At 71.7% G+C, this 14,622-nt stretch carries 14 protein-coding genes; 10 read left to right on the forward strand and 4 right to left on the reverse strand.

Features of this window, described 5'->3' with window-relative positions; all coding sequences use genetic code 11:
• Nucleotides 1-90: 90 nt before the first annotated feature.
• The 6 genes from QC385_RS25995 to QC385_RS26020 all read left to right on the forward strand — a co-directional run bounded on the left by QC385_RS25995 (nt 91) and on the right by QC385_RS26020 (nt 6,365).
• Nucleotides 91-1,335 (forward strand): L,D-transpeptidase, encoded by a 1,245-nt coding sequence (locus QC385_RS25995; RefSeq protein WP_279543773.1) that lies wholly within the window; start codon nt 91-93, stop codon nt 1,333-1,335.
• Between the two features lie 156 nt (nt 1,336-1,491).
• On the forward strand, nt 1,492-2,718 hold the full coding sequence (locus QC385_RS26000) for a L,D-transpeptidase (protein ID WP_279543774.1): 1,227 nt from the start codon (nt 1,492-1,494) through the stop codon (nt 2,716-2,718).
• An 81-nt stretch (nt 2,719-2,799) separates the two neighbouring features.
• Nucleotides 2,800-3,567 carry an enoyl-CoA hydratase/isomerase family protein gene (locus QC385_RS26005; RefSeq protein ID WP_279543775.1) on the forward strand — a complete coding sequence of 256 codons (768 nt, stop codon included), beginning with the start codon at nt 2,800-2,802 and terminating at the stop codon, nt 3,565-3,567.
• Between the two features lie 275 nt (nt 3,568-3,842).
• On the forward strand, nt 3,843-4,346 hold the full coding sequence (locus QC385_RS26010; protein WP_279543776.1) for an ATP-binding protein: 504 nt from the start codon (nt 3,843-3,845) through the stop codon (nt 4,344-4,346).
• Nucleotides 4,347-4,457: 111 nt separating this feature from the next.
• Nucleotides 4,458-5,636 (forward strand): YncE family protein, encoded by a 1,179-nt coding sequence (locus QC385_RS26015; protein WP_279543777.1) that lies wholly within the window; start codon nt 4,458-4,460, stop codon nt 5,634-5,636.
• 93 nt (nt 5,637-5,729) lie between these two features.
• A complete protein-coding gene (locus QC385_RS26020; protein ID WP_279543778.1) occupies nt 5,730-6,365 on the forward strand; it encodes an ADP-ribosyltransferase in 636 nt (211 codons plus the stop codon).
• On the opposite strand, the gene QC385_RS26025 is transcribed toward QC385_RS26020, so the two are convergent.
• Nucleotides 6,319-6,990: a GNAT family N-acetyltransferase gene (locus tag QC385_RS26025; RefSeq protein WP_279543779.1), complete on the reverse strand. Its 672-nt coding sequence runs from the start codon at nt 6,988-6,990 to the stop codon at nt 6,319-6,321. The two genes, QC385_RS26020 and QC385_RS26025, sit on opposite strands and share 47 nt — an antisense overlap.
• 47 nt (nt 6,991-7,037) lie before the next feature.
• Between QC385_RS26025 and QC385_RS26030 the strand changes: the two genes are divergently transcribed.
• The 3 genes from QC385_RS26030 (at nt 7,038) to QC385_RS26040 (ending at nt 9,044) form a co-directional block, all read left to right on the forward strand.
• Nucleotides 7,038-7,952, forward strand: coding sequence for a MerR family transcriptional regulator (locus QC385_RS26030; RefSeq protein ID WP_279543780.1), 915 nt, complete (start codon nt 7,038-7,040; stop codon nt 7,950-7,952).
• Nucleotides 7,953-8,000: 48 nt separating this feature from the next.
• The gene (locus tag QC385_RS26035; RefSeq protein ID WP_059422708.1) at nt 8,001-8,213 is read left to right on the forward strand and encodes an EF-hand domain-containing protein; all 213 of its coding nucleotides are present in this window, start codon (nt 8,001-8,003) and stop codon (nt 8,211-8,213) included.
• Between the two features lie 168 nt (nt 8,214-8,381).
• A complete protein-coding gene (locus tag QC385_RS26040; RefSeq protein ID WP_443032998.1) occupies nt 8,382-9,044 on the forward strand; it encodes an NADPH-dependent F420 reductase in 663 nt (220 codons plus the stop codon).
• Nucleotides 9,045-9,054: 10 nt separating this feature from the next.
• On the opposite strand, the gene QC385_RS26045 is transcribed toward QC385_RS26040, so the two are convergent.
• From QC385_RS26045 to QC385_RS26055, 3 genes are all read right to left on the reverse strand, one after another.
• Nucleotides 9,055-9,612, reverse strand: a complete 558-nt coding sequence (locus tag QC385_RS26045) for a glycoside hydrolase family 25 protein (protein ID WP_279543781.1) — start codon at nt 9,610-9,612, stop codon at nt 9,055-9,057.
• Between the two features lie 84 nt (nt 9,613-9,696).
• Nucleotides 9,697-10,956: an McrC family protein gene (locus QC385_RS26050; RefSeq protein ID WP_279543782.1), complete on the reverse strand. Its 1,260-nt coding sequence runs from the start codon at nt 10,954-10,956 to the stop codon at nt 9,697-9,699.
• The gene (locus tag QC385_RS26055) at nt 10,953-13,145 is read right to left on the reverse strand and encodes an AAA family ATPase (protein ID WP_279543783.1); all 2,193 of its coding nucleotides are present in this window, start codon (nt 13,143-13,145) and stop codon (nt 10,953-10,955) included. Before QC385_RS26055 ends, QC385_RS26050 begins: the two co-directional genes overlap by 4 nt.
• Before the next feature lie 111 nt (nt 13,146-13,256).
• Here QC385_RS26055 and QC385_RS26060 point away from each other — a divergent pair, with 111 nt between their 5' ends.
• Nucleotides 13,257-14,474, forward strand: coding sequence for an ATP-grasp domain-containing protein (locus QC385_RS26060; RefSeq protein WP_279543784.1), 1,218 nt, complete (start codon nt 13,257-13,259; stop codon nt 14,472-14,474).
• Nucleotides 14,475-14,622 lie beyond the last annotated feature (148 nt).

Raw genomic sequence — 14,622 nt, forward strand, 5'->3', positions numbered from 1 at the left:
CTGTTCTGCCCAGAGCGTGGGTCGCACTCACGTTTCCCCGGGGGCGGGCATGGTCGTTTCCCGGGGCCGCGGCCGGTCGTTGGGCACCTCGTGAGGCACGTACAAGGGCGCGCGCGGCGCGCGAGGGCCGCGCTGGCCGCCGTAGTGACATGGGCAGGGCTCCTGACCGGGGCCACCGGCTGTACCTCGGACGACGCGGGCGGGCTAGCCGGGGCGTTCGGCGCGCCCCCGGCGCCCGACGACGTCATCCGGGTCTCGCCCGACGACGGCAGCAGGGGTGTGCGCCCCGGGAAGAAGCTGCGGGTGCACGTGCCCGACGGCAGGCTGGAGTCGGTGAAGGTCGTCCGGTCGCAGGACGCGCAGGAGTCCCCGGTGCCCGGGCAGCTCTCCGCCGACGGACTGACGTGGGAACCCGACGACGAGCGGCTCGCGCTGGCCGCCAGGTACATGGTCGACGCGGTGGCCGTGGACGGCGACGGCCGCCGCTCCGCCCGGCACACCACCTTCACCACGTACGTCCCGGAGGAACGCTTCATCGGCTACGTCAGCCCGGAGAACCGGGCCACGGTCGGCACCGGCATGATCGTCTCACTGGAGTTCAACCGGAAGATCGCCAACCGCGCCGCCGTCGAGCGCGCGGTGCGGGTCACCGCCCGCCCGGCCGTCGAGATCCGCCCCCACTGGTTCGGCCGGACCCGCCTCGACTTCCGCCCCGAGCACTACTGGAAACCCGGCACCCAGGTCACCGTCGCCCTGCGCCTGCGGGACGTCAAGGGGGCGCCCGGGGTCTACGGCCTCCAGCACAAGACGTTCTCCTTCACCGTCGGCCGCAGCCAGGTCTCCGTGGTCGACGCCGCCCGGCACACCATGGAGGTGCGGCGCGACGGCGAGCCGCTCGCCACCGTGCCGATCACGGCCGGCGCCCCGAAGACCACCACGTACAACGGCAAGATGGTGGTGACCGAGATGCTCGACGTCACCCGGATGAACGGCGCCACGGTCGGCTTCAAGAGGCGCGACGGCAAGGGCGAGTACGACATCCCGGACGTCCCGCACGCCATGCGCCTGACCGACTCCGGCACCTTCCTGCACGGCAACTACTGGGCGCACCGCTCCGTCTTCGGACGCACCAACGTCAGCCACGGCTGCGTCGGACTGCGGGACGTGAAGGGCGGTGGCTCGGACACCCCGGCCGGCTGGTTCTTCGACCGCAGCCTCATCGGGGACGTCGTCGAGGTCGTCCACAGCAACGACAAAAAGGTCGCTCCCGACAACGGGCTCGGAGGCTGGAATATGGGCTGGAATGCATGGAAGGCGGGCAGTGCGGTGAAGTAGCAGGACAGGGGGGTGGGTTGGCCGGCGTTCCGTTGGGACCGAACAGTGACAATCGGCGGCCGCCGGTGCCGTCCGACCTGTGGTTACTATTCGCCGGTGCGCGGGGGACACGCGCAGGGGTGCGGGCCTGGCCAGGCCCGGGGAGGGGAGAACAACTTGAACGGGCGACCGATATCGGGGGCGTCGGTTGGCGGCAGGCACGGACTGCTCGCGCTGATACTGGGCGTGCTGCTGCTCGCCGTCACGGCGTGCGGCGGCGGCGGGACCGGCTCCGGTTCCGGTGCGGGCGCCGGCAAGGGCGCGGACGCCGCGCAGAGCAAGCAGTCCGAGGCCGTCGTCGGCATCACCCCCAAGGACGGCGCCAAGTCCGTCGACACCAGCGGGACACTGAAGGTGACCGCCGCCAAGGGCAAGCTGACCGAGGTCGAGGTCAAGGACGCCAAGGGCAAGAAGGTCGACGGCGAGATATCCGGGGACGGCGCCACCTGGACGCCGTCCACCCACCTGGCCGCCGCCACCAAGTACACGGTCCACGCGGTCGCCAAGGACTCCGAGGGCCGCACGGCCGCGGAGGACGCGGACTTCACGACCCTGACGCCGAAGAACACCTTCATCGGCACCTTCACCCCCGAGGACGGCTCCAAGGTCGGCGTGGGCATGCCGTTCTCCATCCGCTTCAGCCGGGGCATCACCAACCCGGACGACGTCGAGAAGGCCATCCGCATCAAGACGGAACCGGCCGTGGACGTCGAGGGCCACTGGTTCGGCAACGACCGTCTCGACTTCCGCCCCGAGAAGTACTGGAAGCCCGGCACCAAGGTGACCGTCGACCTCGGCCTCGACGGCGTCGAAGGCCGCCCCGGCGTCTACGGCGAGCAGGACAAGAAGGTCGAGTTCACCATCGGCCGCAACCAGGTCTCGGTCGTCGACGCCAAGAAGCTCACGATGAAGGTCATGCGCGACGGCAAGGTCTTCAAGACCATCCCGGTCACCACCGGCAAGCCCGGCATGGAGACCTGGAACGGCCAGATGGTCATCAGCGAGATGCTGACGGTGACCCGGATGAACGGCGAGACCGTCGGCTACGGCGGCGAGTACGACATCAAGGACGTCCCGCACGCCGTGCGGCTCACCACCTCCGGCACCTTCCTGCACGGCAACTACTGGGCGGGCGGCGCCTTCGGCAACTACAACGCCAGCCACGGCTGCATCGGCCTGCGCGACGTGCGCGGCGGCTGGGACAAGAAGGTGCCGGCCGCGTGGTTCTTCAACCACTCGATGGTCGGCGACGTGGTGATCGTCAAGAACTCCGAGGACCGCATCGTCGACCCGGACAACGGGCTCAACGGCTGGAACATGTCGTGGGAGAAGTGGAAGAAGTAACTCTTCACCGCTGACAAGAGGGCCCCGGTGTGACGGACCGCACCGGGGCCTTCGCCGTTAGTGGGCGTTAACCTGCTGCGTATGACCGTCTCTCTCGAAGTCGCTGAAGGCGTCGGCACGCTCCGTCTCGACCGCCCGCCCATGAACGCGCTGGACATCGCCACGCAGGACCGGCTGAAGGAACTGGCCGAGGAGGCCGGTCGCCGCGACGACGTGCGGGCCGTGGTGGTCTACGGCGGCGAGAAGGTGTTCGCGGCCGGCGCGGACATCAAGGAGATGCAGGCGATGGACCACACCGCGATGGTCCTGCGCGCCCGCGCCCTCCAGGACTCCTTCACGGCGGTGGCCCGGATCCCCAAGCCGGTCGTCGCGGCCGTGACCGGCTACGCGCTCGGCGGCGGCTGTGAGCTCGCGCTGTGCGCGGACTTCCGCATCGCCGGCGAGAACGCCAAGCTCGGCCAGCCGGAGATCCTGCTCGGCCTGATCCCCGGCGCGGGCGGCACCCAGCGCCTGGCCCGCCTGGTCGGCCCTTCCAAGGCCAAGGACCTGATCTTCACCGGCCGGATGGTGAAGGCCGACGAGGCGAAGGAGATCGGGCTGGTGGACCGGGTCGTGCCCGCCGACGAGGTGTACGCGCAGGCGCACGCCTGGGCGGCGAAGCTGGCACAGGGCCCGGCCCTCGCGCTGCGCGCCGCCAAGGAGTCGATCGACGCGGGCCTGGAGACGGACCTCGACACGGGCCTGGCGATCGAACGGAACTGGTTCGCGGGCCTGTTCGCCACGGAGGACCGTGAGCGCGGCATGCGCAGCTTCGTGGAGGAGGGGCCGGGCAAGGCCAAGTTCCTCTGAAGTACCCCTCCCAGGGCTTGCCATTGACGCGGCGTCTGATTCGGGTCCCTCGATGGGGCGGTTCGCGGCAGGCTCGAGGCACTCTTGAGCGTGTCCGGTCCGGGGAGTCCGCCGCTTGCCCCGAAGTGGGCCGTCGTCGCAGGTCGGACGGGCTGCGGACGATTCCGAAGCGCCGCTGGCACATGCCGTCGGCTCGCCGGTCCGCATCTCGTTCCCGGGGGCGTATTCCCCCGGAACGGCCCCCAAGGGCGCCCCGGGCGGCCATGATGGGGGGCATGGCGGGGCTGGAGGGTATGGAACAGCCGCGGGGACACGCACATGCGGCCGCGGCGCGCTGGTCGCCGACCGTCGAGGACGAACACGCGCTGAAAGCGCTGGAGTTGTACGGCAACCCGACGGAGGCGGAGGTACTACTGCCGTCCCGCCCCGAGTCCGCGGCCACCGCCAGACGGCTGACCCAGGTCGTCGTCCTGCGCCAGTGGGGACTCACCCCCAAGACCACCGAGGACGCGGTCCTGCTCGTCTCCGAGCTGGTGGGCAACGCCGTCCGCCACACCGGCGCCCGCGTCTTCGGGCTGCGCCTGCACCGGCGCCGCGGCTGGATCCGCGTCGAGGTCCGTGACCCGTCCCGGGGGCTGCCCTGTCTGATGCCGGTCCAGGCGATGGACATCAGCGGCCGGGGCCTGTTCCTCGTCGACAAGCTGGCCGACCGCTGGGGGGTCGATCTGCTGCCCCGCGGGAAGACCACGTGGTTCGAGATGCGGGTCACCGACCGCTGAGGACCGCCTCCGGCAAGCGGGCCCGACGAGGCGTATGACCTGCGACAGCTCGCCTGGCCGCCGATCGGGCGAATCACCGGTTTCCCCGCGAAGCGGACCTTGAATGGTGCGATGCACCGCCACCTTGTCAGAAGCGCCCTCGTCGTGGGCGCCGCCCTCGCCTGCCTCGCCGCCTGCGGCACGCAGGGCGGGGAACGGACCAGCGAGGCACGCGGCACCAAGGCCGCCGTGCCCGCGCCGCGCGAGAAGAAGCCCGTTCAGGGGCTGCCCGGGATGCCGCCCGTCCTGGACCCCGAGGACGTGTACGCGGCCGACCGCCCGAACAAACTGTCGCCCGTGGTCAAGGACTTCCCGTCCCGGGTCTACGTCCCCAACACCGAGTCCGACACCGTCTCCGTCATCGATCCGAAGACGTACGAGATCATCGAGACGATCCCCGTGGGCCGGCAGCCCCAGCACGTCGTCCCCTCCTGGGACCTGAAGACGCTCTGGGTCAACAACAACCGCGGCCACACCCTCACCCCGATCGACCCGAAGACCGGCAAGGCGGGCAAGGAGGTCGAGGTCCACGACCCGTACAACCTCTACTTCACACCGCACGGCAAGTACGCCGTCGTCATGGCGTCCCTCGACCGCGAACTGGTCTTCCGCGACCCGCACACCATGGAGGTCAAGAAGACGGTCCCGGTCTCCTGCTACGGCGTCAACCACGCCGACTTCTCCCTCGACGGCCGCTACTTCATCGTCTCCTGCGAGTTCAGCGGCGAACTGCTCAAGGTCGACACCGAGAAGATGAAGGTCGTCGGACAGCAGCGGCTGCCGTTCGAGGGCGCCATGCCGCAGGACGTGAAGGTCTCGCCCGACGGCAAGAAGTTCTACATCGCCGACATGATGGCCCACGGCATGTGGGTCCTGGACGGCGACAAGTTCACCGAGCCCGCCCTGATGCCCACCGGCAAGGGCTGCCACGGCCTGTACGTCAGCCGCGACTCCCGCGAGATGTACGTGTCCAACCGCGGCGAGGGCACGATCTCCGTCTTCGACTTCACGCAGGGCAAGCTGACCAAGAAGTGGCGGCTGCCCGACGGCGGCAGCCCCGACATGGGCGGTGTCTCCGCCGACGGCAAGGTGCTGTGGCTGTCCGGCCGCTACGACGCCGAGGTGTACGCCATCGACACCCGCACCGGCACCCAGCTCGCCCGCATCCCCGTCGGCAGCGGCCCGCACGGCCTCGCCGTCTACCCCCAGCCCGGCCGCTACTCGCTCGGCCACACGGGCATCTTCCGGTGAGAGCCATCCGCCGTCCACCGAGGGGCAGTTGACACGCCCCTGATCGGGTGAGGGTCCCCGGCCCGGCGCCGTGGACCCGCGATCGTGCTCCTCATGATCACCACCAGTCTGCGGCGGCGCACCGCTGCCGCCGCCCTCTCCCTCGCGGCCGTCCTCACGACCACGGCCGCCACGCCCGGCCAGGCCACCGCGGCCCCCGCGGCTTCCGTGACGGCGGCCGCCAAGCCCGCCGCCCCCGGACCGGCCGCCTGTCCCGTCCAGTTCGACGACAAGGTCAAGGCCGCCGCCGACCGCCGGGTCCAGGTCGACCGCATCACCCCCGACCCGTCCTGGCGCACCAGCTGCGGCACCCTCTACCGCGCCGACGGCCGCGGCCCGTCCGTGGTCTTCGAGGAGGGCTTCCTGCCCCGGGACGTCGTCAACGGCCAGTACGACCTGGAGAAGTACGTCCTGGTCAACCAGCCGTCCCCGTATGTGTCCACCACGTACGACCACGACCTGTTCAAGAAGTGGAAGTCCGCCTTCAACTACTACGTCGACGCGCCGGGCGGAGTCGACGTCAACAAGACCATCGGCGACACCCACAAGTGGGCCGACCAGCAGGAGGTCGCCTTTCCCGGCGGCATCGCCCGCGAGTACATCGTCGGCGTCTGCCCGGTCGACAAGCAGACCAGGACCGAGATCATGAGCGAGTGCGAGAGCAACCCGCACTACGAGCCCTGGCACTGAGCAGCACCTCCGAGGCCACGGGCCGGTAACCGGCCGCCTGGAACGCCCGCAGACTGCGGGCGTTCCCCGCCGCCACCTGAGCCCACACCGGCGCGCCCTGGGCCAGGTGCCGCCCCGCCGCCGCCAGCCGGCGCCCCAGCCCCCGGTGCCGTGCCCCCTCGTCCACCTCCACCGCGACCTCCCATCGCCCGGCCACGCCACGGCCCAGCACGAGCACCCCGCCGTCCGCCGCCCACACCCGCACGTCGTCACGCCGCCGGCGTGCGGACGCCACCCGCGGATGGCCGGGATCGTCGATCTCCGCCAGCGCGAGCGCAGGCTCCCCGGGCAGCGCCGCACCGGTCAGCAGCACGTCGACCGTGTCCGACGCACGGCCCGTCCGGTCCATCAGAGCAGCCAGGAAGCGGACGTTCATCGTCGCCGCGAGCCGGTCGCAGTCGGTCCCGGCCAGCGTCCGGCGCACCCAGTCCGGATCCTCGTCCGTGAAGACGACCGAGTGGGCAGTGAAGGCGATGACCCCGGCGTCCCGCGCGGAGGGCTGGCTCACGATCGTCGTCCCGCCGTCCGCCGGCGGGAAGACACCCCGCTCCGCCGCGTCGAGAATGTCCCGCAGAGTTTCCGCCACCGAACCTCCTTGAGTCTCCACCCACTGGAACCCCCAGACTCCCAGACGTGATCGACGACGGCACCGGACTGCTCACCATCGGCGAACTGGCCCGGGTCACCGGACTGACCGTGCGCACCATCCGGTACTGGTCCGACGAGGGCGCACTGCCCCCGGTGGCCCGGTCCGCGGGCGGTTACCGGCTGTACGACGACGCGTCCGTGGCACGCCTGGAGCTGATCCGGACCCTGCGCGAACTCGGCCTCGGGCTGGCGGACGTCCGCCGGGTGCTGGCGGGTGAGACGACGGTCGCGCAGGTCGCGGCCGCGCACGTGGTCGCGCTGGACGCGCGGATCCGGTCGCTCAAGGTGACCCGTGCGGTGCTGTCGACGGTCGCGAAGCGGGGTTCCGACGCGGAGGAGACGACACTCATGAACAGACTGGCACGGCTGTCGGCAGCGGAACGGCGGCGCATCCTGGAGGAGTTCGTCGACGAGATCTTCCACGGGCTGGACACGGCGGACCCGGTGATCCGTGAACGCATGCGGAACACCGCCGCCGACCTGCCCGAGGAACCGACACCCGAGCAGGTGGACGCCTGGCTGGAGCTGGCCGAGATGCTCCAGGACCCGGACTTCAGGACCGAGATGCGCAAGGCCGCCGAGTTCAACGCGGCCGACCACGGTCATGACACGCCCGCCGGGGCGTCCCTGTGGTTCTCCCGGCGGCTCGTACAACTGGGAGCCCGGGCCCGTGAGCGCGGCATCGCGCCCGACTCCCCGGAGGCCGCTCAGGTGCTGCGCGAGCTGCTGGGCGATGCCGACCCCGCCACCGTGCTGGAGCGGTTGCGCTCGCACGCCACCAACCGGGTCGGCCGTTACCGCGAGTTGCTGGCCGTCGTGAAGGGAACCGGGCCCGACGCGGCGTACCGCGAGGAGTTCGCGTGGGTGGTCGCCGCACTGGAGGCGCATACGGGCAGCTAATCTGACCTGCGTCAGCAAGACGCGGAACACGAGAGTAGGGGCGGATCGGTGGCGGACATCGAGGAAGCACGCAAGCAGTTCGAACAGATCGACACGGATGGTGACGGCTTCATCACCGCTGCCGAGTTCAAGTCCGCCCTGGCCCGGTCCGGCGACTGGAACGTCACCGAGTCGGTCGCCGAGGTCGTCATCAAGACCCGCGACCTCGACGGCGACAAGAAGCTGAGCTTCGACGAGTTCTGGGGCTACCTGAACAAGTGACGCCGGCGCTCCGGCGCTGCGAGGAGTGGGGCCCGGTCCGTCCGCGGACGACCGGGCCCCTCGTCATACCCGCCGGAATAGCCCACCCGCCCCGGCGGTTGACCCCGATCACGAAGGCCCGCGAGGAGGCCCAGGCGTCACCGATCCCCGGAAGGGCGAGGCGAGGACATGAAGATCGGCATCATCGGAGCGGGCAACATCGGAGGCAATCTGACCCGGCGGCTCACCGCCCTCGGTCACGACGTGTACGTGGCCAACTCCCGCGGCCCGCACACGCTCACGGCCCTCGCGGAGGAGACCGGCGCGACCCCCGTGACGGTCGAGGAGGCACCGCGGGGCGCCGAGATCGTCGTCGTCACCATCCCGCTGAAGGCGGTCCCCGACCTGCCGTCGGGCCTGTTCGACGAGGCGGCCGACGGCGTCGCGGTCATCGACACCGGCAACTACTACCCCCGCCAGCGGGACGGCAGGATCGCCGCGATCGAGGACGAGGGCCTGACCGAGAGCCGCTGGACGGAACGCCACATCGGCCACCCCGTCATCAAGGCCTTCAACGGCACGTACGCCCAGGACATCCTGGACCGCCCGCTCCCGGCCGGCGATCCGAGCCGCATCGCCCTCCCGGTGGCCGGCGACGACGAGGCGGCCAAGCGCAAGGTGCGGGACCTGATCGACGAACTCGGCTTCGACACCGTCGACGCGGGCGGCATCGACGACTCCTGGCGCCAGCAGCCCGACACTCCGGTCTACGGCCTGCGCGGTGGCGTCGAGGCGGCCAGGAAGGCCCTGGCGGAGGCGTCCCCGGAACGCAAGCCGGAGTTCAGCGGCTGAACCCTGGTACTCAGGCGTCCTCCGCCCACTTCCGCAGCGCCGCCTTGCTCCCGAAGTCGGCCACGTTCTTGTCCAGCGGATCGTCGGTGTACTGGTGGAAGCGCCACCTGGCCTTGATGCGGGGCTTGCCCGCGGCGACGTAGTCGGCTATCCACAGTCCGTCGCCCGCGTAGGACGTCGTGTCGTGGGTGAGCCAGAAGTTCCGGTTGCAGTAGAGCACCACCTGGTTGTTCGGCCGGAGGTCCTTCAGCTTCCGGATGAACAGGTCCTTCTGCGCGTTGCTCGCGTGCGTCCCGTTGCTGGTCGTCTCCCAGTCGACGGCGAGGATGTCGCCCGGCCGGTCCGGGGCCTTGGAGACGAAGTACTCGGCCTGGGCTGTGAGGTTGCCGGGCCACAGGAAGTGGTAGAAGCCGACGACCAGCCCGGCGTCGCGGGCCCGCTTCGTCTGGGCGGCCAGTCTGGGGTTGACGTAGGAACGCCCCTCGGTCGCCTTGACGAAGACGAAGGACAGGCCGTCGGTGTCGTAGGAGGAGGACTGGTAGGCGCTCACGTCTATGCCGCGCAGCATGGGGGCTCCCTGAAGTTCCGGTGGGGGAGGGAGGGTTGGTGCCCACCACCATGGCACGGGCTGCCGTGGACTGACGTGGAAATGTCAACTTGGGCGGGCCGTGGGGTGGGTGCGGGCCGTCGTGGCGGTGATCCGGTCGGCCAACTTTGCGACGGACGCGAGCAGTTCGGCCGGCGGGCGGGCGAGGTCCAGGGGGTGGGCCGTGACCGTGATGCCGGAGCGGCGGATGACGTGGTCGGCCGGGCCGTCCTGGGAGGTGGCGGCGTACACGAGGTGGCCGCGCGGCAGGCCGAGCGCGGTGCAGTAGCCGAGCAGCTGGCCGAGGTGGTCGGTGGAGGGCGCGGGCCTGTCGAGGAAGACGTACTTCGCGTCGACGACGGAGACGGGGCGGCCCGCCCGGTACAGCACGATGTCCGGACGCAGCCGCACCCTGCGGGCCTCGTCCAGCCGGTGGTGTCCCTCCTGCCCGGCGCACCGGATCCCCTGGCGGGCGAGGACGTCGCCGAGCGCCACGGTGAGGAACCGTTCGAAGACGTCCGGCATGTCGAGCAGGAAGCCGTCCGCCGCGGTGGGTGTCCCGCCGGCCGGCTGGACGGAGCGGGCGGACAGCACCAGTTCGGCCAGCCGCAGTACCCGCGTGTAGCGGGAGTTGAGGCGGTTCGGCGTCCAGCGGGGCAGGGGCGCGCCGGGGTGGAGGGGGCGGACGCCCGTGAGGTGGCCGGCGAGGTGGCGCAGGGTCAGTGCCGTGCGCCGGGGGACTCCGGGGAGCCGGGCGGCCAGGTTCAGGGCCGTGAGCAGGACGCGGTTCTCGGCGATGTCCGGAGTGTGGTCGTCGTAGCGCACGGCGACCGGCAGCGGCAGGCCGACGCGGCGCAGCTGGTCCGCCGTGCGGATCCGGCCGCGGATCAGGGGCAGGTCCTCCTCGACCGTGCGGTAGCCGTGCAGCACTCCCGCGTCGAGCGTGCGGCGGGCGGTGCGGGCGAGCAGGTCGGCGACGGCGGGCAGCAGTTCGTCCGACTCGGCCGCGGTGACCGGCTCGGGCCGCCAGGGGTCGCCGGGGGAGTAGGAGAGCAGGAACATCAGGTCGCGGACCGGGAGTTTGGGAAGCAGGCGCAGCTGGACGGCTCCGCCGGTCGGCGTGCGCAGCCGCACCAGGCCGACCTTCTGGTTTCCCCTCAGACGCCAGCGTCCGCCCGCCGCCGGGGTGAGCCGGACCAGCTCCGGCACGGAGAGCAGACCGGCGATCTGGTCTCCGGTCAGCTCCCGCACGGTGCCGGGGCCGGTTTCCCGCACGGTGAGGTCGAGGCCGGTCGGGCCCGGGTCGGCGGGGCGGGGGGCGGTCACGCCTCCTCCGGGTCCTGCCCGAGCGCCGCCCGCAGGGCGGGCAGGCCGTACTCCTCCTCCACGTCGACACCGGTGCCGTAGAGCTGGTCTTCCAGCAGGGGCAGGATCTGGGTGCGCCAGACGAGGTCGAGTCCCTCCGGCCGGGCCGCGGCGGGCTTCATCAGGTACGACGGCCCGATCGCCCGGTCGGCGTCGCCGAGCCGGGCGTTGAGCTCGTCCAGCAGCCGGGCCGCGGTGTCCGGCAGTCCGCGCTCACGCAGCCAGCGGTCCAGCAGGCCCTGGACCGGCGGCTTCTCGGGGGAGAGGCGGCGGAAGGCGAAGCGCCGCCGCATCGCCGCGTCGACCAGGGCGATCGAGCGGTCTGCGGTGTTCATCGTGCCGATGAGGAACAGGTTGTCCGGCAGGGTGAAGGGGGCGTGCGGGCTGTACTGGGTGGTGACGGGCTCCTCGCGGTACTCCAGCAGGAAGTACAGCTCGCCGAAGACCTTCGCCAGGTTGGCCCGGTTGATCTCGTCGACGATCAGCACGTAGGGGTTGGCCGGGTCCTTCGCGGCGCGCTCGGCGAGCAGCCGGAACGGCCCGGGCACGACGTCGAACACGACCGAGCCGCCCTCGCCCCGGACAGGACGGAAGCCCTCGAAGAAGTCCTCGTACGTGTACGAGGGGTGGAACTGCACGAGCTCCACCCGGTCGGGGCCGGCGAGGTGCCGGGCGAGGGCGCGGGCGAGGTAGGTCTTCCCGGTGCCGGGCGGGCCGTGGAAGACGAGCTGTCCCTGCTCCTGGAGTTGTTCGGCCGTCTCCCGCAGCCACGCCGGCGGCATCAGCAGCCGCGCGGCCAGCTCCTCGGTGACCGGCGGCAGTTCCAGCGCCTTGGTGACGTCGACGTCGACGAGCTCCTCGGCGACCACGTCCTCCAGCCCCGCCCGCTCGGCGAGTTCGGCCGCGACGCTGCTGATGTCGTAGACCGTCGGCGGCAGGGGCAGCCGGGCCTGCACGCGCTCGGGCAGCTCCGCGCGGACGAGCGGCCGCTCGGCGGTGGCCCAGCGCACCGGCCGGCGCCGGGCGTTGTCCGGGCCCTCCGAGGCGTCGTACGCCGCCGGGCCCTGGACGGTGCCGACGTGCACCTCGTCCGGGGTGACGGTGACGACCAGGTCGCCCGGCTGCATGAGGGTGAGGAAGGCGTGCAGCTGGTACGCGGCCTGCCCGCGCAACTGGGCGCTGGCCTCCGGCATCGCCTCGGCGACGGCCCGCTGCACGTCCTGTTTGGCGGAGCCGGCGGGGACCTCCGGGACCTCCCGCCAGGACATCGAGCAGTAGCCGCGCCGCAGCCAGTCCGGGATGAAGTTGCGCCTGTCCACGTTGTATCCGCGCACCAGCCAGCCGCGCTGCTCGTGCTCGACGGCGCCCCTGCGCCACCTGCCCACCCACGGCTCGTCGTAGAAGTCGACCGCTTCCCCGGTCTGTTCCTCCAGCGTCCGGCACAGCTCCAGCAGGTCGCGGTCGTCGTCCCCGGTGGGCTCGGGGAGCTCGTCCGCGAAGGCCTTGACGATCTCCTGCTTGTGGTAGGCGCTGGCGATCGGCTGGTACGTCTCCGGGAAGAGCAGGTACAGCAGGACGTGGATCTGCGCCCGGCCCTTCTTGTGCCCGACGGACCGCTGGACGTCCAGGCACTCCTCGCGGAAGCGCCAGGGGTCGTCCAGCAGCGCCTCCCGCTCGGTTTCGGGGAGTGCGGCGAGCCGCTCCACCAGCAGGACCAGGATCTGGAACTGCGCCCACCGGTAGTTCAGGAAGCCCTGGCCGCCGTGCAGGAAGCCCTTCAGGCCCGGCTCCAGATCCGCCGGGACGGCCACCGGGCGATCGGCCCAGGACAGCACCTCGCCCAGGATCTGGCGCTTCTTGGCCAGCCCGATCTGCTCGGGCACCAGCGGTGCCATGTTCACGAACAGCAACTCGGCGGCGAGGACCACCGTCGCGTCCGGGGCGCCGTCGAGCTGGCGCCGCAGTTTGACCAGGAAGGTGTCCGAGGACTCGTCCGGCTGGTCCACGAACCGGACCCGCAGATCGGAGGCCGTCGCCCCGCTCCAGGCCGGCAACTCCCGCGCGAACGCGGACGTCCCGCTCAGCAGTCCCTCACGGAAGACCCGCCGCACCGCCGCCACGGCATCGGTGCTTTCCGGCCGCCTCGCCATTCCGCCCCACCCCCTGGTGCTCGAAGGGCCCAGACTAGGCGGACAGCGGCGCGGAGGCCTCCAAGGGAGGCGCAAGGGCCACGACGGCGAACGAGAACGGTGTCCGACCAGATGACGACAGCACACACCCCTGCGGTGACCCCGACGGCAGCGGACGACGGCGGCGAGGCCGGGAGCGGCACCGTGCTCTACCTCGGCCTGCGGCGCTCGCCCCTGGAATGGCGCGCCGAACTCGGCGCCGCCGCCGCACGGGGACTGAGCGTCCACGTCGCGTCCGACGCCGACCTCTCCCACACCGGGCTGCCCGGCCACCGGCTCGGCTCCTTCGACCGCGGCTCCTCGCTCGCGGAGCAGGCCGCCGAGGCATCCCCGGACCAGGCCCCCGTCGCTGTCGTCTGCTGGGGCGACAAGTACGTCGGCCTCACCGCGCTGCTCGCCGACCGGTTCGGGGTGCGCGGCATCGGTACCGACGCCGCGGCCGTCACCACCGACAAGGCCGCGCAGCGCCGGGCCATGGAGCCGTACGGGCTCAACCCGCCCTGGCGGGCGGGGCGGACGCTCGACGACCTGCGGGCCGTCATGTCGGAGCTCGGCACCGCGGGCCGGCCCCTGGTGTTCAAGCCCGCCCACTGCTCCGGCGGCCGCGGCATGGTGCTGGTCACCCAGGACACCGGCCTGGACGAGGTGTTCGCGCTCACGGCAGCCAACTACTCCAGGACCGGCGACTTCCTCGTCGAGGAGTACGTCGACGGCTCCGAGCACTCCGTCTCGGGTGTCGTCGCCGACGGCACGGTGCGGATCCTCGGCGTCACCGACAAGAGCGTCGACGGGCCCTTGTCCCCGTCGTGGGCCACGGCTGTCCCTTCCGCCCTGACGGACACGCAGGTCAAGGACCTGATGCGGGTCGCCGAGCAGGCCGTGCTCGCCGTCGGCCTCGGGACCGGGGGGTTCCACGTCGACCTGCGGTTCGGCTCCGCGGGCCCCGTCGTCCTGGAGGTCGGCGGACGGCTCGGCGGCGACTTGATCAACTCCCACCTCATCCCGTACGCGCACCAGGGGGCCGTCCGGCCGTACGAGGCGCTGCTCGCCCTGCTCACCGACGGAGAGCTGCCCGGCGAGACCCCCGAGCCCAGCCGCGGCGCGGCCATGGTGCTGCTGCCCAAGGACGGGCGCCCGGCGGACGAGGTGGCCATGGCCGCGCTCGCCCGCCCGCGGGTCGTCCTCGCCGAGGACTGGCCCGGCACGGACACCGTCGTGGCGGTCGTCGTCACCGAGGACCCGGCCGACCTGCCCGCGGCCGTCGCGGAGATCCGCGAGGCGGCCAGGTGACCGCAGAGCCCGCGCCCGCGCGCCTTCGACGAGCTGACGCGCCTCACCGGCAGGGGCGGCGACAGCGCCTTCCGCCGGGACTGCCGCGACCGCCAGGACTGCCGGGACCGCCGCGACCGTGGCGGCCGCCGCCCGGCGCCGCCCGGGC

The sequence above is a fragment of the Streptomyces sp. DH10 genome, assembly GCF_029813805.1.
In the GTDB taxonomy this organism is placed as follows: Bacteria; Actinomycetota; Actinomycetes; order Streptomycetales; family Streptomycetaceae; genus Streptomyces; species Streptomyces coeruleofuscus.

Excerpts from the sequence above, each read along its gene's own strand:
- QC385_RS26005 (WP_279543775.1), top strand. The coding sequence starts at position 2,800 with ATGACCGTCTCTCTCGAAGTCGCTGAAGGCGTCGGCACGCTCCGTCTC.
- QC385_RS26010 (WP_279543776.1), top strand. The coding sequence starts at position 3,843 with ATGGCGGGGCTGGAGGGTATGGAACAGCCGCGGGGACACGCACATGCG.
- QC385_RS26015 (WP_279543777.1), top strand. The coding sequence starts at position 4,458 with ATGCACCGCCACCTTGTCAGAAGCGCCCTCGTCGTGGGCGCCGCCCTC.
- QC385_RS26020 (WP_279543778.1), top strand. The coding sequence starts at position 5,730 with ATGATCACCACCAGTCTGCGGCGGCGCACCGCTGCCGCCGCCCTCTCC.
- QC385_RS26040 (WP_443032998.1), top strand. The coding sequence starts at position 8,382 with ATGAAGATCGGCATCATCGGAGCGGGCAACATCGGAGGCAATCTGACC.
- QC385_RS26045 (WP_279543781.1), bottom strand. The coding sequence starts at position 9,612 with ATGCTGCGCGGCATAGACGTGAGCGCCTACCAGTCCTCCTCCTACGAC.
- QC385_RS26055 (WP_279543783.1), bottom strand. The coding sequence starts at position 13,145 with ATGGCGAGGCGGCCGGAAAGCACCGATGCCGTGGCGGCGGTGCGGCGG.
- QC385_RS26060 (WP_279543784.1), top strand. The coding sequence starts at position 13,257 with ATGACGACAGCACACACCCCTGCGGTGACCCCGACGGCAGCGGACGAC.